Annotated in this window: 18 protein-coding genes; 11 read left to right on the forward strand and 7 right to left on the reverse strand. The window is 72.9% G+C overall.

Annotation, left to right across the window (positions count from 1 at the left end):
• Positions 1-32 precede the first annotated feature (32 nt).
• On the forward strand, positions 33-800 hold the full coding sequence (locus tag HD597_RS37520; RefSeq protein ID WP_253748592.1) for an alpha/beta hydrolase family protein: 768 nt from the start codon (positions 33-35) through the stop codon (positions 798-800).
• A 1-nt stretch (position 801) separates the two neighbouring features.
• Here the strand turns inward: HD597_RS37520 and HD597_RS37525 are convergent, their stop codons facing one another.
• From HD597_RS37525 to HD597_RS65045, 3 genes are all read right to left on the reverse strand, one after another.
• On the reverse strand, positions 802-1908 hold the full coding sequence (locus HD597_RS37525; RefSeq protein WP_253748594.1) for a 5-methyltetrahydropteroyltriglutamate--homocysteine S-methyltransferase: 1107 nt from the start codon (positions 1906-1908) through the stop codon (positions 802-804).
• A 3-nt stretch (positions 1909-1911) separates the two neighbouring features.
• Positions 1912-3339, reverse strand: a complete 1428-nt coding sequence (locus tag HD597_RS37530) for an acyl-CoA synthetase (protein ID WP_253748596.1) — start codon at positions 3337-3339, stop codon at positions 1912-1914.
• Positions 3340-3426: 87 nt separating this feature from the next.
• Complete coding sequence (locus HD597_RS65045; RefSeq protein WP_308210764.1) at positions 3427-4218, reverse strand: PaaX family transcriptional regulator; 792 nt, start codon at positions 4216-4218, stop codon at positions 3427-3429.
• Positions 4219-4320: 102 nt separating this feature from the next.
• Here HD597_RS65045 and HD597_RS37545 point away from each other — a divergent pair, with 102 nt between their 5' ends.
• From HD597_RS37545 to HD597_RS37575, 7 genes are all read left to right on the forward strand, one after another.
• On the forward strand, positions 4321-5511 hold the full coding sequence (locus HD597_RS37545) for an ABC transporter substrate-binding protein (RefSeq protein WP_253748598.1): 1191 nt from the start codon (positions 4321-4323) through the stop codon (positions 5509-5511).
• A gap of 6 nt (positions 5512-5517) precedes the next feature.
• The gene (locus HD597_RS37550; protein ID WP_253748600.1) at positions 5518-6273 is read left to right on the forward strand and encodes an ABC transporter ATP-binding protein; all 756 of its coding nucleotides are present in this window, start codon (positions 5518-5520) and stop codon (positions 6271-6273) included.
• Positions 6270-6929 (forward strand): ABC transporter ATP-binding protein, encoded by a 660-nt coding sequence (locus HD597_RS37555; RefSeq protein ID WP_253748602.1) that lies wholly within the window; start codon positions 6270-6272, stop codon positions 6927-6929. The genes HD597_RS37550 and HD597_RS37555 overlap by 4 nt, the downstream gene beginning before the upstream one ends.
• The gene (locus HD597_RS37560) at positions 6926-7786 is read left to right on the forward strand and encodes a branched-chain amino acid ABC transporter permease (RefSeq protein ID WP_253748604.1); all 861 of its coding nucleotides are present in this window, start codon (positions 6926-6928) and stop codon (positions 7784-7786) included. The genes HD597_RS37555 and HD597_RS37560 overlap by 4 nt, the downstream gene beginning before the upstream one ends.
• The gene (locus tag HD597_RS37565) at positions 7783-8763 is read left to right on the forward strand and encodes a branched-chain amino acid ABC transporter permease (RefSeq protein WP_253748606.1); all 981 of its coding nucleotides are present in this window, start codon (positions 7783-7785) and stop codon (positions 8761-8763) included. The genes HD597_RS37560 and HD597_RS37565 overlap by 4 nt, the downstream gene beginning before the upstream one ends.
• A 51-nt stretch (positions 8764-8814) precedes the next feature.
• Positions 8815-11682 carry a helix-turn-helix transcriptional regulator gene (locus HD597_RS37570; RefSeq protein WP_253748608.1) on the forward strand — a complete coding sequence of 956 codons (2868 nt, stop codon included), beginning with the start codon at positions 8815-8817 and terminating at the stop codon, positions 11680-11682.
• Positions 11683-11758: 76 nt separating this feature from the next.
• On the forward strand, positions 11759-12670 hold the full coding sequence (locus HD597_RS37575) for an alpha/beta hydrolase family protein (RefSeq protein WP_372513450.1): 912 nt from the start codon (positions 11759-11761) through the stop codon (positions 12668-12670).
• A 75-nt stretch (positions 12671-12745) separates the two neighbouring features.
• Here the strand turns inward: HD597_RS37575 and HD597_RS37580 are convergent, their stop codons facing one another.
• Positions 12746-13303 (reverse strand): carboxymuconolactone decarboxylase family protein, encoded by a 558-nt coding sequence (locus tag HD597_RS37580; RefSeq protein WP_253748610.1) that lies wholly within the window; start codon positions 13301-13303, stop codon positions 12746-12748.
• Between the two features lie 129 nt (positions 13304-13432).
• Here HD597_RS37580 and HD597_RS37585 point away from each other — a divergent pair, with 129 nt between their 5' ends.
• Entirely contained in the window at positions 13433-14200 is a 768-nt protein-coding gene (locus HD597_RS37585) for a helix-turn-helix domain-containing protein (protein ID WP_253748612.1), read from the forward strand.
• Positions 14201-14270: 70 nt separating this feature from the next.
• On the opposite strand, the gene HD597_RS37590 is transcribed toward HD597_RS37585, so the two are convergent.
• Positions 14271-14939 (reverse strand): DNA alkylation repair protein, encoded by a 669-nt coding sequence (locus tag HD597_RS37590; RefSeq protein ID WP_253748614.1) that lies wholly within the window; start codon positions 14937-14939, stop codon positions 14271-14273.
• A gap of 159 nt (positions 14940-15098) precedes the next feature.
• Here HD597_RS37590 and HD597_RS37595 point away from each other — a divergent pair, with 159 nt between their 5' ends.
• Complete coding sequence (locus HD597_RS37595; protein WP_253748616.1) at positions 15099-15854, forward strand: TetR/AcrR family transcriptional regulator; 756 nt, start codon at positions 15099-15101, stop codon at positions 15852-15854.
• Here the strand turns inward: HD597_RS37595 and HD597_RS37600 are convergent.
• Together HD597_RS37600 and HD597_RS37605 are read right to left on the reverse strand one after the other, a co-directional pair.
• Positions 15851-16669: a class I SAM-dependent methyltransferase gene (locus HD597_RS37600; protein ID WP_253748618.1), complete on the reverse strand. Its 819-nt coding sequence runs from the start codon at positions 16667-16669 to the stop codon at positions 15851-15853. The genes HD597_RS37595 and HD597_RS37600 overlap by 4 nt on opposite strands.
• A gap of 80 nt (positions 16670-16749) precedes the next feature.
• Complete coding sequence (locus HD597_RS37605; RefSeq protein WP_253748620.1) at positions 16750-17505, reverse strand: DUF899 domain-containing protein; 756 nt, start codon at positions 17503-17505, stop codon at positions 16750-16752.
• A gap of 99 nt (positions 17506-17604) precedes the next feature.
• Between HD597_RS37605 and HD597_RS37610 the strand changes: the two genes are divergently transcribed.
• Complete coding sequence (locus HD597_RS37610; RefSeq protein ID WP_253748622.1) at positions 17605-18027, forward strand: hypothetical protein; 423 nt, start codon at positions 17605-17607, stop codon at positions 18025-18027.
• Positions 18028-18053 lie beyond the last annotated feature (26 nt).

Below are 18053 nucleotides of genomic sequence, written 5' to 3' on the forward strand. Positions count from 1 at the left end.
GTACCGATCGGTTCGATCTATGGAGGAACATCATGCGAGCAGCCACTCCCGCCGTGACGTTCGAGAGCGGCGGCGTCACCCTCGCGGGCCTGCTGCACCTGCCGGCCGGGCCGGGGCCGCACCCGGTCGTGCTGCTCCTGCAGGGCTTCCCCGGCAACGAGCGCAGCCTGGACCTGGCCCAGGCGCTGCGGTCGGCCGGCTACGCCGCCGTCGCCTTCCACTACCGCGGCTCCTGGGGCATGGGCGGCACCTGGTCCTGGGCGAACGTGCTGGAGGACGCCGCCGCCGTGGCCCGCGCCGTGCGCGCCGAGCCGTTCGTCTCGGCGCACCGGCTCGATCCGGGACGGCTGGCGCTGTTCGGGCACAGCGCCGGCGGGTTCGCCGCGCTGATGACCGCCGCCGCCGACCCGTCCGTCTCCGCCGTCGTGTCGGTGTCGGGCTTCGACTTCGGTACGGTGGCCCGCTCGCTCGGGTCTGAGTCCCGTGCCCGTTACGTCGAGGCGTTCGGGGAGGACCTGCTGCCCCTGCGCGGGACGAGCGGCGAGGCGCTGGTGGCCGAGATGGAACGGGCGGGCGAGCGGTGGAGCCTGGCCGGCCTGGCTCCCCGGCTCGCCGGGCGGCCGGTGTTGCTGATCGGCACCTCCGACGACCCGGTGACCCCGGCCGCCGTGCACCATCGGCCGCTGGTGGCGGCGTTCGCGGGGGCCGAGCATCACGAGTGGCACACCGACCACGCCCTGTCCGACCACCGGCAGCGGCTCGCCGAGACCGTCCGGGGGTTCCTCGACGGCCACCTGTGAGTCAGCCCCAGACCTCCCGCGCCGTCTCCGCGATCAGCCGGATCTTGGCGAACTGCTGCTCCTCGGTGAGCTCGTTGCCCTCCACCGTGGAGGAGAAGCCGCACTGCGGCGACAGGCAGAGCTGGTCGAGGTCGACGTACTTGGCCGCCTCGTCGATGCGCCGCTTGAGCGCGTCCTTCGACTCCAGCTCCCCGCGCTTGGTCGTCACCAGCCCGAGCACCACCATCTTCCCGGGCGGCACGAACCGCAGCGGCTCGAAGCCGCCCGACCGCTCGTCGTCGAACTCCAGGAAGAACCCGTCCACGTTCAGCTCGTTGAACAGCGCCTCGGCGACGAAGTCGTAGCCGCCCGAGGCTACCCAGGAGGAGCGGAAGTTGCCGCGGCACATGTGCGTGGTGATCGTCATGCCGGCGGGCCTGGCCGCGAGCGCGGCGTTGATCTGCTTGATGTAGCGCAGGTGCAGGTGGTCGGCGTCGTCGCCGCGCTCGGTCAGCTCGGCCCGCTGCGACGGGTCGTTCAGGTAGGCCAGGCTGGTGTCGTCGAACTGGAGGTAGGTGCACCCGAGCGCGCCGATCCTGCGCACCTGCTCGGCGTAGGCCGCGCTCAGGTCCCGCCAGAACTCCTCCACGTCCGGGTACACCTGGGGGTCGATCGCGGCGGGCCCGCCCCGGTAGTGGACCATGCTGGGCGAGGGGATGGTCAGCTTGGGCGTGACCCCTCCGGAGACGCACTCGCGCAGGAACGCGAAGTCGTCGGCGAAGATCGGCTCGCTCAGCCGGATCCGGTCGTGCACGCGCAGCGCCGCCGGGGTGTACTCCAGGTCCCCCTGCTGGTTGTGGAAGCGCACCGTGATGTGCTCGTCGGCGGCCTGGCCGATGCCTTCCAGCCGGTAGATGAAGTCCATGTGCCAGGAGGCCCGGCGGAACTCGCCGTCCGTGGCGCTCTGCAGGCCCGCGTCCCGCTGTTTGCGTACCACGTCCCTGATCGCCGCGTCCTCGGCCTCGCGCAGCGCGTCACCGGTGAGGGTCTGCCGGGCGCGCAACAGCTCGGCCGGTCGGAGCAGGCTGCCGACGTGGTCGGCGCGGAAGGGCGGGGAGGTACGCATCATGGGTCATCCCTTTCCATGGAGCTTTCTCAGCGGGGCCTTGAGGAGCTTGCCCGCCGCGTTCTTAGGCAGTTCGGCCACGAATTCCAGATATTTCGGGACTTTGAAGCGGGCCAGGCGGCCGTCCAGGTGCTTCAGCAACTCCTCCGCGGACTCCGCCGAGCCGGGTTTGAGCACGACCAGGGCCTTGCCCACCTCGCCCCACTTCTCGTCCGGCACGCCGATCACCGCGCACTCGGCGACCGCGCCGTGCTCGTACAGGGCGCTCTCCACCTCGGCGGGATAGATGTTCTCGCCACCGGAGATGATCATGTCCTTGACCCGGTCGGAGATGCGCACGTACCCGTCCTCGTCGGCGACGCCCACGTCCCCGGAGCGGAACCACCCGTCCGCCGACAGGACCTCGGCGCTCTCCTCCGGGCGCCGCCAGTAGCCGGGCATCACGTTGGGGCCCTGCACGTACAGCTCGCCGGGCCGGCCCGGGGCGGCGGGCGAGCCGTCGGGCGCGACCAGCCGCACGTCGGAGAAGAAGCACGGCACCCCGGCCGTTCCCGCCTTGGCGGCGGCGCGGTCGGCCCCGAGGAACAGCGCTCCCGGCGCGGTCTCCGTCATGCCGTACCCCTGCATGAACGTCAGCCCGCGCTCCTGGTAGGCCTGGATCAGCGGCTCGGGCACCGGCGCTCCCCCGCACAGCAGGTGCCGCAGGCTCGACAGGTCGGCCCCCGCCCAGCGCGGCGACTGCGCGAGGAACTGGAACATCGTCGGCACCCCGGCGATCAGCGTCACCCGCTCGCTCTCGATCAGGTCGAACGCGCGCCCCACGTCGAACGACGGCTCCAGCACGGCCCGCCCGCCCTTGAGCACGGTCGGGATCAGCGCCTGCCCCATCGCCGCGATGTGGAACAGGGGCGCGCCGATCAGCGCCACCTCGTCGTGCCCCAGCGGCACGTCCACGAGCAGGTTGACCGTGTTCCAGGTGAGGTTGGCGTGGGTGAGCATGGCGCCCTTGGGCCTGCCCGTGGTGCCGGAGGTGTACATGATCAGGCACACGTCGTCCTGGCTCACCGGCTCGTCCACCGGCTCGGGCGAGCCCGACGCGAGCAGGGCCTCGTAGTCGGCGGCCCGCAGGTGGCGGCCCGGCAGCCCCTCGCCGTCCCGCTCCTCGCCCAGCACGAGCAGCGCCGGCTCGGCGTCCTCCAGGATGAAGCGCAGCTCCGGCCCGGCCAGCCGCGCGTTGAGCGGCACGAACACCGCTCCGAGCAGCCCCGCCGCGAAGAGCGTCTCCACCAGGGCGGGCTGGTTGGCCCCGAGGAAGGCGACCCGGTCGCCGCGCCGCACGTCGAGCGCGCGGGCCAGCCTGTTCACGCGATCCCGCAGCTCACGGTAGGTGTAGTGACGGTCCTTGTACGACAGCGCGACCCTGTCAGGCGTCATGCGTGCCCTGCGTGCCGGCCACGAGCCAATCCCCTGATTACGCATCGGCGACTCCCGGACCCAAATTAGGCCACTATGCGATGGCTGTCACCGTTCTGCCGAACTTTCCTCGGGAACGGTGTCGAGCAGCCCCGCCACGATCCGCCCCGCCTCCGGCGCGAACCGCTCGTGCAGCGTGTGGCAGACCCGCTGCGCCTTCTCCGCCGGCCAGTCGTCCGGCAGGTACCGCAGCGGCAGCCGCGGATCGGTCCTGATGATCTGCAACCAGCCGGTGAGCAGCATCAGCGACCGCGCCAGGTCGTCGGTGGCCTCCGGGGCCGGGTCGGCCCGGTCCCAGCGGCGCAGGAACGCCCGATACCGCTCGCCCAGGCAGGCCAGGTCGTAGGCCTCCCCCACCAGGGCCTGCATGTCGGTGGGACGGCGCGGCTCGGCGGCGAACACCTTGACGTTCGCGCCCAGGTCCTCGATCACGCCCGTGGCGTCCACGTCCCCTGGAGCGATCCACAACCCGTTCTGCAGCGGCCCGAACCCGGCCCAGACCAGCCTCGACCGCAGTTCGTGCCGCTGGCGCTGCCACGACTCCGGCAGCGAGAAGCCGATCAGCGTCCACCTGTCCTCGTCGGCGTCGTTGACCACGCCGCTGTGCCAGATGCGCCGCTCGCCGTCCTTGAGCACCTCGGCGCTGGCCGGGGTGAGGCCGAAGTACATGCGCCGGCCCGAGCGCCGGCGGCGCAGCAGCCCGCGGCGCACCATCCGGGTCAGCGTCGAGCGGGTGGCCTCCTCCGAGATCCCCACCTTGCCGAAGGCCTCGATGAAGCTCCGCGAGGAGACGCAGATCCCGCGGCCGTATACGTGGTCGCCGAGGAAGGTGAGAATCACCGATTGAGGCCGCATAACAGCTTGTCTCCGGATATTAGGCACTCTATTGACAGCCGTAATGTACCTGCCTACTTTTGGGGCCACCCGGCCCAGGAGGTCCTGATGCGCAGGTTTCTTCCGTCCCTGGTCTGCCTGTTGTTGGCCACGACGGCATGTGGCGGCGGCGGGGGCGGGTCGAGCGGCCAGGCGGATCCCATCAAGGTGGGCCTCATCGTCTCCCTGACCGGCAACTACACGCCGCTCGGCAGCGAGGACAAGAAGGCCGTGGAGCTGGCCGTCGAGCAGGTCAACGCGCAGGGCGGCCTGCTGGGCCGCAAGGTGGAGCTGGTCACCCGGGACGACAAGACCGCCCCCGACCAGGGCATCGTGGCCTACAACCAGATCAAGGGGGAGATCGACGCACTGATCGGGCCGGTGTTCTCCAACTCGGCGCTCGCGGTCGAGCCGCTCGCGCAGCGCGACAAGATGCCGTACCTGTCGCTGGCCCCGGCCCAGGAGCAGGTGGAGCCGATCAAGTCGTACATCTTCGTCACCCCCGCCCTGTCCAGCATGTACGCCGAGCGCTACCTGCAGTACATCCAGGCCGAGGGCATCAGGACGATCGCCGTGGCGTGGGACTCCAAGAGCGCGTACTCGGTCTCCGGCCACGAGTCCATGGTCGAGCTGGCCCCGAAGTACGGCGTCACCATCGCCGTGGACGAGCCGTACGAGACCACCACCTCCGACTTCAGCGCCATGTTCACGCACGTGCGCGACTCCAGGGCCGAGGCGCTGGTGTTCTGGGGCTCGGGCGCGCCCGGCGTGACGGCCGCCAAGCAGTACGTGGCCTCGGGGCTGAAGACGCCGCTGTTCCTGACGGCCTCGCAGGCCAGCAAGCTGTGGCTGGAGCCGATGGGCGCCCAGGCCGAGGGCATGACCGTGCAGAGCGCAATCGGCGTGGTCGGCGACCACCTGCCCGAGGGCAAGCAGAAGCAGGTCATCGACCAGATGGCGGGCCCGTACGAGCAGAAGCACGGCTACCCGCCGCCGCAGTTCGCGCAGGACGGTTACAGCGCCTCGCTGCTGCTGTTCGAGGCCGTCAGGAAGGCGAACAGCACCGACAAGACCAAGGTCCAGCAGGCCCTGGAGTCCATGGACCTGATCACCCCGAACGGCCGCTTCCGCTACTCCGCCACCGACCACTCCGGGCTGTCCCCCGAGTTCATCTCGGTCAACACGGTGAAGAACGGCCGGTTCGTCCCCACCGAATGGGCCAAGGAGCAGCTCACCAAGACCGTCAACGCGCAGGGGTAGGGGCGCGTGCTGACCGTCACCGGGCTCTCCCGCTCCTTCGGAGGCGTCTACGCCGTCCGCGACGTCTCGCTGAGCGTCGCGGACGGCGAAGTCTGCGGCGTCATCGGCCCGAACGGAGCCGGCAAGTCCACCCTGTTCAACCTGATCACCGGGCACCTGGCGGCCGACCAGGGCCGCATCTCCTTCCTCGGGCAGCGCGTGGACCGGCTCCCCCCGCACCGCCGCGCCCGGCTGGGCATGTCGATCGTCTTCCAGGCGGCCCGCGTCTTCCGCGGCATGACGGTCGAGGAGAACGTCATGGTGGGCGCGCACGGGCACACGCGGGCCGGGTTCGTCTCGGCGGCGCTGCGGCTGCCCCGGCACCGGGCCGACGAGCGGGAGATCGCCGCCGAGGCCGCCGCCGCCCTGGAGCGCGTGGGCCTGGCGGAGTGGGCGGACCGGCCCGCCGACCGGCTGCCGATCGGCCAGCAGCGGGCGCTGCAACTGGCCCGCGCCCTGTGCGCGCGGCCCCGGCTGCTGCTGCTCGACGAGCCCGCCTCCGGGCTGCGCGGCGAGGAGCGCGAGCGGCTGGCGGCGCTGGTGGAGGAGCTGCGCGCCGGCGGGCTGACGATCCTGCTCATCGAGCACGACGTGGCGTTCGTGACCCGGCTGGCCGACCGCGTCGTGGTGCTCGACCTGGGCCAGGTCATCGCCGACGGCCCGCCGGCCGAGGTGCGCGCCGACCCGCTGGTGCTGGCCGCCTACCTCGGACAGGCCTCATGATCGACGTCCAGGACCTGGTGGTCTCGTACGGCACGGCGACCGCGCTGGACCACGTCACGCTCACGGTCGCCGAGGGCGAGATGGTGGCCCTGCTCGGCCCGAACGGCGCCGGCAAGTCGACGCTGGCCAACACCCTGGCAGGGCTGCTCAAGCCCGCCTCGGGCACGGTCCGGGTCGGCGGGCGGCTCGCGCTGATCCCCGAAGGCCGCCAGCTTTTTCCGGATTTATCCGTCGCCGACAACCTGGCGCTGGGCGGCTGGCGCTCCGGGCAGCGCGACCCCTCCCCCGTGTACGAGCTCCTGCCCCGCCTGGCCGAGCTCTCCTCGCGCCGGGCCGCGGTGCTGTCCGGCGGCGAGCAGCAGATGGTGGCCTTCGGCCGGGCCATGATGTCGCGCCCCGACGCGCTGGTCGTGGACGAGCTGTCGCTCGGCCTGGCCCCCAACGTCACCGCCGACCTGGCCGGGCACCTGGCCGAGCTGAACCGGACCCGGGGGCTGACCGTGCTGCTCATCGAGCAGAACGCCCGGCTGGCCTTCGAGCTGTGCCGGCGGGCGTACGTGCTGGAGTCGGGGCGGGTGGTGACCGAGGGCGAGAGCGCCGAGCTGGCCGGCGACCCGCGGGTGGCCAGCGCCTACCTGGGCGGGGCGATCACATGAGCGCCTTCCTCACCTACCTCCTCAACGGGCTCGCGGTCGGCTCGGCCATCGCGCTCATCGCCAGCGGCCTGGTCGTCATCCACCGGGTCACCGGCGTGGTCAACTTCGCGCAGGGCACGTTCGCCGTGGTCGCGGGGCTGTGCACGTCCTCCCTGCTCGGGCTGGGCTTCCCGCACGGGGTCAGCGAGGTGGCCGCCGTCCTGGCCGCGGCGCTGGCGGGCCTGCTGACCGGGCTGGCCGCCGTCGGCAGGCCGGGCACCACGCCGCTGTCGGCGCTGATCGTCACGCTCGGCGTGGGCGTGCTCGCGTACGCGGTCGAGATCGTGCTGTGGGGCGACCAGCCGCGCTCGGCGCCCGGCCTGGCGGGCTCGGTGACGCTGGCCGGAGCCCGCATCCAGACCCAGCACCTGCTGGTCATCGGCGTGGCGGCGGCGACGTTCGTCCTGCTCGCGCTCTTCTTCGGCCGCACCTACCTGGGCAAGGCGCTGACCGCGTGCGCCTCCAACCCGTACGCCGCCCGCGTCGTCGGCATCGACACCCGGCGGATGGGGCTGCTGGCGTTCGCGCTGGGCGGGCTGCTCGGCGGCATCGCCGGGGTGCTGGTCACGCCGCTGCGGCCGATCTCGTTCGACACGGACGTCACGCTCATCGTGAACGGCTTCGCCGCGGCCGTCTTCGGCGCGCTCACCCGTCCCGTGGTCACGCTCATCGGCGCGCTGCTGCTGGGCGTGGCCGAGACCATGGCCGCCGGGTACGGCTACGGCTCGCACCAACTGGAGGTCGCGCTGGGTCTCATGCTCGTCGTCATGATCGTGCAGGCCGGTCGCCGCTCGGCCATCTCGCAGGAGACCGCATGACCAGGCGGCTCGGGCTCGCGGCCGGGCTGCTGGTCGCCGTCGTGACGCTCGCCCTGCCCGCCGTGCTCGACGACAGCGCACTGGCCGTCTACATCCTGCTCGGCCTGGCAGCCATGGTCACGGTCGGGGTGTCGCTGCTCATGGGGTACGCCGGGCAGGTGTCGCTGGGCCAGGGCGCCTTCTACGCCATCGGCGCCTACACCGCCGCCCTGCTGGCGCTGAGCGGCGCTCCCCCGCTGGCCGGCCTGGTCGCCGCGCCCGTGGCGGCCGCGCTCTCGGCCCTCGTCATCGGCGTCCCGCTGCTGCGGCTGCGCGGCCACCACCTGGCCTTCGCCACGCTCGCCATGCAGCTCATCCTGCTGTCGCTGGCGGGGCAGCTCGAGTTCACCGGCGGGGACATCGGGCTGCAGGGCATCCCGCAGTTCGCCGTGGGCTCGTTCGAGGCCACGAACGCCTCGGTGTACGCGTACCTGACGTGGGCGGGGCTGGCCCTGGTCATGCTGGTCACCCACAACGTCATCACCTCCCGGCCCGGACGCGCGCTGCGGGCCCTGGCCACCAGCGAGACGGCGGCGGCGTCCTCGGGTATCCCGGTGGGGCGGTACAAGCTGGTGGTCTTCGCGCTGTCGGCCACGTTCGCGGGGCTGGCCGGGGGGATCTACTGCTTCTACACCGGGTACGTGGCGCCGGGGTCGTTCCCCGTGCTCATCTCGATCCAGTACATCGTGATGGCGGTGGTCGGGGGGCTGGGGACGATCTGGGGCGCGGTCGTGGGGGCCACCGCGATCACGCTGCTGGTGCAGGGGCTGGACCTGCTGGCGTCGTTGCCGGGGATGCCGACGTACGCGCCGAGCGTGCTGTCGTACGCGGTCTACGCTCTCGTGCTGATCGTGGTGGTGCTGTTCATGCCGCACGGGCTGGTCCCGGCCGTCTCCGGCCGCCTGTCGAGGAAGCGGGCACGGAGCCCGTATCGGTGAAATCACCAGTCTCCCCTTTAAGTCCTGACATCTGCGCGTAACACTGGCGACGTGTCTTCTGACAAGCCTCTGTTACGCGGCCGGGGCGAGGCGGAACGCGCCCTGCTGCGGCTGCTCGACCACGCCCGTGACGGCTCCGGTGGGGCGCTGCTCCTCGCGGGCGCGCCGGGCATGGGGAAGACGGCGCTGCTCGACCTGGCCGTCGCGCACGCCGGCCCCCGCTTCCGGGTGCTGCGGGTCTCGGGGGTCGAGTCCGAGTCGCGGCTGCCGTACGCCGGGCTGCACGGCCTGCTGCGGCCGGTCGCCGCGGGCGCCGCCTCCCTGCCCGGCGCGCAGGCGCGCGCCCTGATGGCGGCGCTGGAGTCCGGTACGGGGGCCGGCGGGCTGGCGTTGCCCGCGGCCGTGCTCGGGCTGCTGTCGGCGGTGGCCGCCGAGCGGCCGGTGCTGGCCTGCGTGGACGACGTGGACCTGCTGGACGCCGGCAGCAGGCAGGCGCTGTCGTTCGTGGCCAGGCGCGTGTCGGGGGAACCCGTGGCGCTGCTGTTCACGGCCAGGGAAGGCGAGCGCGCCCCGGAGGGCGCCCGGCGGACGCCCCACGAGCCGGAAGGCGTTCCCGCACAGGCGCTGGACGGCCTGGACGGCGTGCCCGTACAGACGCTGGGCAGGCTGGACGCGGCGGCCGTGCGGGAGCTGGCCGGTGACCTGGCGGCCGGGAAGGTGGCCGAGGACCTGCTGGCGGCGCTGGACCAGATCGCTCACGGCAACCCCCTCGCGCTGGCCGAGCTGATCGGCTCGCTCACCCCCGACCAGCTCGCCGGCCTGGCCGCGCCGCCCGTGACGCTGCCCAGGGGCGGCCGGTTGTGGCGCGAGCACACGAGCCGGCTCGCCGCCCTTCCCGCTCAGGCCCAGCGGCTGCTCCTGCTGATCGCCGCCGACCCCGGGCTCGACCTGCCCACGCTGATCCGCGCGGCCCGCCCGTCCTGCGCGCTCACGGCCCTGGAGCCGGCCGAACGCGCGGGCGTCCTGCACTCCACCGGCGACCGGTACGACTTCCGCGACCCCGCCATGCGCGGCGTCGTCTACTACGGCGCTTCCCTGTTACGGCGGCGCAGCGCCCACCGCCTGCTGGCCACCCTCCTCAGCGCGGACGAACGAGCGGGCGAGCGGACGGATGGACGAGCGGGCGAGCGGACGGACGAGCGGGCGGACGAGCGGGCGGACGAGTCGCAGGGCCTGCGCCGCGCCTGGCACCGGGCCTGCGCCCTCGACGGCCTCCCGGCCTCGCTGGCCGACGACCTGGCCGCCGCCGCATTGGACGCCCACCCCGCGCACACCCACCCCGAGCCGTACCTGGCCCTGGAACGCGCCGCCGAGCTCACCGACCCCCACGACCCGGCCAAGGCCGAGCGCCTGGCCGCCGCCGCCCGGTACGCGTGGGTGGCGGGACGCCCCCAGGTGGCCCGCTCCCTGCTGGCCAGGCTGCGCAACCCCACGGCCCCGGACGAGCTGCGCGCCCACGTCCAGCTCCTGCACGGCAGCCTGGAGCTGCTCGGCGGCGAGACCGGCAACGCCCGCGAGGAGCTGCTGTCGGCGGCCACCTGGCTCCTGGAGAGCCACCGCATGCTGGGCGTGCGCGCGCTGGTGCGGGCCGCCGACGCCAGCTACCGCGCGGGCGACAACCGGGCGTTCATCGCGATCGCCCGCCAGGCCGCCGCGCTGCGCCGCCCCGACGAGGCGGTGCCGACGCAGCTCATGTTCGAGTACCTCGCCGGCATGGCCTCCACGTTCAGCGGCTCCCACCAGGAGGCGGCGGCGCCGCTGCGCCGGGTGGTGGAGCTGGCCGGGTCCGTGCGCGATCCCTCCGTGCTCGTCTGGGCGTGCGTGGCCAGCATGCTGCTCGGCGAGGACGCCACCGCCCACCGGCTGTCGGCCCGCGCCGTCGAGGCGGCCCGCGTGCGCGGCGCGGTCTCGGCCATGCCGCAGCTCCTGGAGTACACGATCTACCCGGAGATCTGGATGGGCCGGTACGCCGCCGTCGCCACCACCGCCGCCCAGGGCCTGCGCCTGGCGCAGGAGACCGGCCAGCTCAACACGGCGGCCCAGCACCTGGCCTGGCTGGCGATCACGGCGGCCGTCGAGGGCGACCAGGAGACGTGCCGGGTGCGCGCCGACGCCGCCATCGGCCTGGCCGACGCCCACGACCTGGGCATCGCGGGCGCGATCGGCAACTGGGCGCTGGCCTACCTGGACCTGGCCGCGGGCCGTCCCGCCGACGCGGCCAACCGGCTGCGGGCCGAGCGCCGCAACAGCAACCACGTCGTCATCCGGGTCATGGCCACGCCGCACTTCATCGAGGCGTGCGCGCGTACCGGCGACCAGGAGGCGGCCGGGGCCGCGCTGCGGGTGCTGGAGCGCTGGGTGGGCAGCACGCGCAGCCCGGACCTGCGCGCGCTGGTGTCCCGCTGCCGCGCGCTGCTGGCCGGGCCCGGCGAGTCGGAGGAGCTGTTCAGGGAGGCGCTCGACCTGCACGGGCAGGGGGTGTACGAGTTCGAGGCGGCCCGTACCAGGCTCCTGTACGGCAGCGCGCTGCGGCGCGACCGGCGCCCCGGAGCGGCCAGGACGCACCTGCACGCGGCGCTGGAGACGTTCGAGCGCTACGACGCCCGCCTGTGGACCGAGCAGGCCAGGACCGAGCTGCGGGCCTCCGGCGACCCCGTGCGCCCGGTGCTCGACGTGACCACGGGCCAGCTCACGGCGCAGCAGCTGCAGATCGCCCGCATGGTCGCCGAGGGCGCCACGAACAAGGAGGTGGCCGAGCAGCTCTTCCTGAGCCGCCGCACCGTCGAGCACCACCTCAGGAACATCTTCAGCCGCCTCGGCATCCGCTCCCGCGTCGAACTGGTAAGGCTCATGTCCTGATCCCAGGACAGGTGATTTCACCGATGCACGGCTGACTGCGCATCCGAACAATGGCGACAGACAGCAGTCACCCTCGATGAGCAGGGAGTATGACGACGTGCAGCTATCCACCCCCCGGTTCGGCGCGCGAACGTTGACCAAGCTCGCCCTCACCGTCTCACTGGTCGGCGGCGCCCTGATGGCCGCCTCCCCCGCCCAGGCGCAGGGCCCGTACGACCGCGGCCCCGACCCCACGGACGCCATCCTCGAAGCCAGCCGCGGCCCGTTCTCGACCGCGCAGACCAGCGTCTCCTCGCTGGGCGTGACCGGCTTCGGCGGCGGCACCATCTATTACCCGACCGACACCAGCCAGGGCACGTTCGGCGCGATCGCCATCTCGCCCGGGTACACGGCCAGGTGGTCCAGCCTGTCGTGGCTCGGCCCGCGCATCGCCTCGCACGGCTTCGTCGTGATCGGCATCGAGACCAACTCGGTCTACGACCAGCCCGCCAGCCGGGGCCGCCAGCTCCTGGCGGCGCTCGACTACCTGGTCGAGGACAGCTCGGCCACGGTACGCAGCCGCATCGACCCGTCGCGGCTCGCGGTCGCCGGTCACTCGATGGGCGGCGGCGGCACCCTGGAGGCGGCCAACGACCGGCCGTCGCTGCAGGCGGCCGTGCCGCTCGCGCCCTGGAACCTGACGAAGTCGTGGTCGGGGGTGCGCGTCCCGACGATGATCATCGGTGGTGAGAGCGACTCCATCGCCTCGGTCACCACGCACTCGGAGCCGTTCTACAACAGCATCCCGTCCTCGTCGGAGAAGGCGTACCTGGAGCTGAACAACGCCAGCCACTTCTTCCCGCAGACCACCAACACCACGATGGCCAAGTCGATGGTGTCCTGGCTGAAGCGGTTCGTCGACGACGACACCCGCTACGAGCGGTTCCTGTGCCCGCCGCCGAGCGGGCTGGCGATCGAGGAGTACCGCCACACCTGCCCCAGCTCCTGATCTGACCCCTCCGATGGCAGCCGCGACCGGGCGGCTGCCATCGGCCTTCCCATGCCCGGCCGCCCCCGGCCGGCCTCAGGCGTGGTCGTCCCAGGCCTTGCCCGCCAGGGCGGCGTCGAGGGGCGTGCCGGCCACGTTCGCGACCCAGTTCGCCATGGTCGTGAACGCGGCCTGAGTGATCACCTCCAGCACCTGGGGCCCGGAGTACCCGGCGGCCAGCACCGCCCCGAGCTCGTCCCGCCCCACCAGCCCGCCCGAGCGCAGGATCGCCCTGGTGAAGGCGGCGAGCGCGGTGGCCCGCTCGTCGGCGAGATCGTCCTTGCGCGCCCGCAGGGCCTCGATCACCTCCGGCGCCAGGCCCGCCCGCTCGGCGAAGGCGGAGTGCGCGGCCACCGACCACGCGCACCGGTTCGCGACACTGACCGCGATCCCGACCACCTCCCGCTCGGCGGCGGTGAGCGTGGACTCGCGAAGCGCCCGCTGCAACTGGTTGAACCCGTCGATCGCGACCGGGGACCCGGCGATGTGCCCGGCCAGGTTGGGCACGAATCCCACCCGCCGCCGCAGCTCGTCCAGCGGCTCCCTGGACGCCTCCGGCGCCGACTCGACGGAGTGAACGGTGAAGACGGTCATCTCAAGACCTCCATCGGGATGGCCAGGAGCCCGCCCCCTGGCCGATCCTCACTGTCGGCCGCCGCGCGCGGCGTTCCAATTCCCTGCGAGGGAAGTGCGCGCGGGCGGCGGAGGCCGTTCACTGTGAGGGTGAGCACACCACTCGGTGATCTGCTGCGCCACTGGCGGCGGGTACGGCGGATGAGCCAGCTCGCCCTGGCCCACCACGCCCAGGTCTCGCCGCGCCACCTCAGCTTCGTCGAGAGCGGCCGCTCCAGCCCCAGCCGCGAGTGGATCATGACCCTGGCCGGCGCGCTGCAGATCCCGCTGCGCGAGCGCAACGACCTGCTCCTGGCCGCCGGGTACGCCCCCGCCTACCGGGAGTCGGCCATCGCCGAGCCCGCGATGGCCACGATCCGGGCGGCACTGGAGCGCGTGCTGGCCCACCACGAGCCCCACCCGGCCGTGGTCATGGACCGCCACTGGAACATCACCCAGGCCAACCGCTCAGCCGAGGTCATGTTCGCCCACCTGCGCGGCACCCCGCCCGCGACCGCCTCCGCCAACGTGATCAGGCTCATGTTCGACCCCCGCGAGCTGCGCCCTCATGTCGCCAACTGGGACGAGGTCGCCCCCGCCCTCATCCAGCGCGTGCACCGCGAGGCCGTCGGCGGCATCCCGGACGCCACCACGCGGGCCCTCCTGGAGGAGGTGCTCCCCGAAGGCCCGCGCGGGCCCGACCGCACGGCCCCGCTCCTGCCCGTCGTCCCGGTCACCTTCGCCAAGGACGGCCTGACCGTCAGCTACTTCTCCATGATCACCACTGTCGGCACCCCGCAGGACGTCACGGCCCAGGAGCTGCGCATCGAGAGCTTCTACCCCGCCGACCAGGAGACCGAGCGGCACCGCTGGGCATGAACCGCATGCCGTGGCCCCGCGACGTTCACGACATCACCCGCCTCGACCAGGTCGAGTACGGGCCGGCACCCTAGGCGTGCTGCCGGCGCACCATCTCGTCGATCCAGATGGGCGCGAACGGCGACGTGCAACCCGGGGAGGTCGGATAGTCCTTGAGCACCTCCAGGCGCTCGCCGATGCCGATGGCCCGGGCGCGGTGCTCGGCGTGGTCGATCCCGATCTGCGCCAGGCAGTGGTTCATCGCCCACTGCAGCCGTTGCGGGGCGTGCTTCATCCCCACTTCGATCAGGTCGAGCAGCCCGGGAAGGTCGAGACCCTCCGGCTTCTTCGTCACGCGCTCGGTCGTCAGCGCCCAGCCCGCGCTCGCGACCACCGGATCCGGGTCCGCGAACCAGGCCAGGCGCAGCTCCTCCGCGTGCGGGCCCTTCTTGACCACGTAGTTCACCAGCCAGTCGTGCACCTTGGGCACGCGTGCCTCGCGCATCATGGTGTCCAGCTCGTCGCGCTCGAACGCCTTCGGGCGGCAGATCAGCAGCGCCAGCAGCCTCGCCGCGGTGTCGCCCGTGGCCCAGAGCTGCCGCGCGAGCTCCTGCTGCGTCTTCAGCCGCTTGGCGACCGCGCGCAGCTTGCCGAGGTTCACGCCGTGATCGTCGCCGTGCTTCTCGTTCACCTCGCGGATCTTCGGGTCTTCGAGGGCCGCCAGCTCGGCCATCACCTCGGCCACCGTCGTCCCGGCCATCTCAGCCTCCTGTTCGTCGCGCGCGACATGCAGCCTACGACGCGGACCGGCCTTCTGTCGTACGCACCGGTCCGGCAGGCTTCTGAACAGCGTTCAACATCCTTGAACGCCGTATAAGCCTGATGAACGTTGATCGTCAAGGAGGAGTACGGTGTGTGGGTGCCTGTCTCAGACTCCTCCGACGGTTCGGTGTGGCTGCGCCACGAGCGGCCGCCGCGCGACCGCCAGCTCAGCCGCGACCAGATCGTCGGCGCGGCCGTGCCGGTGCTGGACGCCGAGGGGCACCGCGGCCTGTCCATGCGCCGGATCGCCACCGACCTCGGCGTGACGGCCGGCTCGCTGTACTGGTATGTACGCACCAAGGACGACGTGCTGGAGCTGGCGCTGGACCGGGTGCTCGGCGAGGTCAGGGCCGACCCGGACGAGCCCGACTGGCGGCACGGGCTGGCCGGGCTGGCCCGCGACACCCGCACGATGCTGCTGCGCCACCGGTGGGCGTTGCGCGAGCTGACCGTCAGGCCGAACCTGGGCCCGAACGCCTTCACCCTGGCCGAGACCGGCCTGCGGCTGCTGTCGCGGGCCGGGTTCGCCGACGCCGACCTCGACGCCGCGATGGCGGCGGTCAACGATCAGGTCGTGGGCGCGGTGATCGCCGAGGTGGCCTGGCGTGACACGCTGACCCGGATGCGCGAGAGCGGGGTCGAGTGGAGCGAGCACGCCACCACCGCCTACCTGCGCGACGTCGCCGGGCGGCACCCGCTGCTGGCCCGGCGGATGGCCGCCGGCAGGAAGATCGATGTGGAGCGGGACAGCGAGCGGCGGTTCGAGTTCGCGCTGACGTGCCTGCTGGAGGGGCTGGCGGTGACGCGTCACGCGGTGGCCGTCGCCGGCGACGGGGCCGCGGCCGCGCTCTAGCCGTCAGCCGATGGCGGGCCCTGGTCGCCATCCGGCGGGGGGCCCTGGTCGCCGGCCGATGGCGGGCGCCGGGGATCAACGCCGCCCTTGACGCAGCGCAGCACGAGGAACACGGGGAACCTGGCCGCCTCCGGCCGCTCCGACGCCCACTCGGGGGCGGGCTCGGGCTCCGCCAGCTCCTCCACCCACAGGTCGTGCCGGCGCAGGGTGTTGAGGTACGTCGAGAGCGTACGGTGGTGGGCGCCCACCTGGCGGCGCAGCGACGACAGCTCGCCGTCCGCCCGCCACCAGCCCTCGGCGTGGTAACGCGCGCCGCCCGGCCACGAGCCCGACACGCCCGGCCCGCCGGGGAAGCAGGGGTGCAGGATCGAGCAGGCGAAGACGCCGCCCGGGCGCAGGGCCGCGGCGGCGGTGGCCACGGCGCCGTCCAGGTCGTCGATGTCGGACAGGCCGAAGCTGCAGACCACGACGTCGAACGGCCCGAGACCGCGCAGCTCGCCGTGCGGCCCGCCTGCCTCCGCCGGACCGGCCGTGACGTCGGTGTGGACGTACCGGATGCCGAGCGGGGACTCGCGCTCGGCCGCCTCCGCCTTCCCGATCAGGGCGGCCGAGATGTCGGCGCCCACCACCTCGGCGCCCCTGCGGGCCAGCGCGCGGCTGATCCGGCCGTGACCGCAGGCGATCTCCAGCACGCGCCGGCCCCCGATCGGCTCCAGCAGGTCGAGCAGGCGGCGCGAGGCCGGGTCGTCGATGTCGTCGGTCCAGCCGGCCGCGTAGAAGTCGGCGATCTCGTCGTAGCGCGCAACACCAGCCATGCCCCGACCCTAGACACGCGGCGGCCGCCGCCGGAGCGCTGTTCGTCGAGCGCGGAACCGGCGGAGGACCGTGGGCCCGGTCAGTGGTGGTGCCCGCGCCGCCCGAGGGTCTCCACGGGGGTGGCGCCGGGGCGGGTCCACTGCGGCACGGGCCGGCTGGTGGGGCCCCAGGAGGAGTTCCCGTCCGCGTCCGAGCGCCAGTACCAGCACGCACCGCGCCCCTCGGGCCAGCCCTCGGGCTTGTCCTCCCACGCCTCGCCCCGGCCGTAGGGCGTCATGTCGAGCAGGTTCATGGATCCGTTGGCGGGCTCGTTGCCGCGCCCGGTCGTCGAATAGGTGAGGAACACGCGCTCGCCGTCGCGCAGGTAGCTGGTGAGGTAGCCCATGGCCCCGCCGGCGGGCCCGTCCACGCCGCGTACGGAGTACCAGGGCTGGGTGTAGCCCATGAACTCGACGTAGGAGGCCACCTCCTCCCACGCGCCCGTGGTCACGATGGCGAACGAGACGCCGCGGGCGTTGAGGTAGACGGCGTCCTTCAGATGCCAGGCCGTGGTGGTGCAGCCCTCGCACTGCCCCTGGTGCGGCGCGCCGTCGTACCACATGTGCTTGTAGACCACGAGCTCGTCGCGCCCCTCGAACAGCTCCAGGAACGGCACCGGGCCCGCGGGCCCGACGACCTCGACCGTCCCGTCGAACTCGACCATCGGCAGCCGGCGGCGGGCGGCGGCGATGGCGTCGCCCTCGCGGGTGTGGGCCTTCTCGCGGGCCAGGAGCTCGTCCCGGGCCTTCTGCCAGGTGGCCAGGTCGACGATCGGCGGGCGGCCGGGCAGCGTCATGGTGTCCTCCGTGGTGTCTGATGACGTTCGTCATGACAGACCCGCGCCCGGGCCGGAACTCATCGCCGGACCGGCAGGCCCCCGTGGGACACTTCGCCCATGTCTCTCGCTGATCTCACCTTCGACCGGTGGCGGGCCCTCGACCCGGCCGCCGCGCGCCGGATCGCGGAGGAGGCGGCGGCCCTGGCGGCGGCCCTGGCGGCGGGCCGGGTGGCCGAGGTCGGGACGGCCGAGCATCTGGGGGGCCGGTTCCACCAGGTCGTGATCGAGCGGGACGGGCAGGAGCTCGCGCTGGTCCCCGGCGGCACGGTGACCCTCGGATTCGATCCGGCGACCTGGCGACCGGCTCCGGAGCAGGAAGCCGACTACGCCGCGAGCCTGGCCGAGGGGTTCGGCCACGGGGACGATCTCCGGGCGCACCTGTCACACCTGCTCAGCCCGCGCAGGACGGTGACCGTGCCGCACGAGAGCGCAACGCCTTCGGGCTGCGCATCGCGTACGACACCTACCGTGCCGAGCTGAGCACGGACCCCACGGCGGTGACGGCG

Source organism: Nonomuraea thailandensis, from assembly GCF_024172165.1.
GTDB lineage: Bacteria > Actinomycetota > Actinomycetes > Streptosporangiales > Streptosporangiaceae > Nonomuraea > Nonomuraea thailandensis.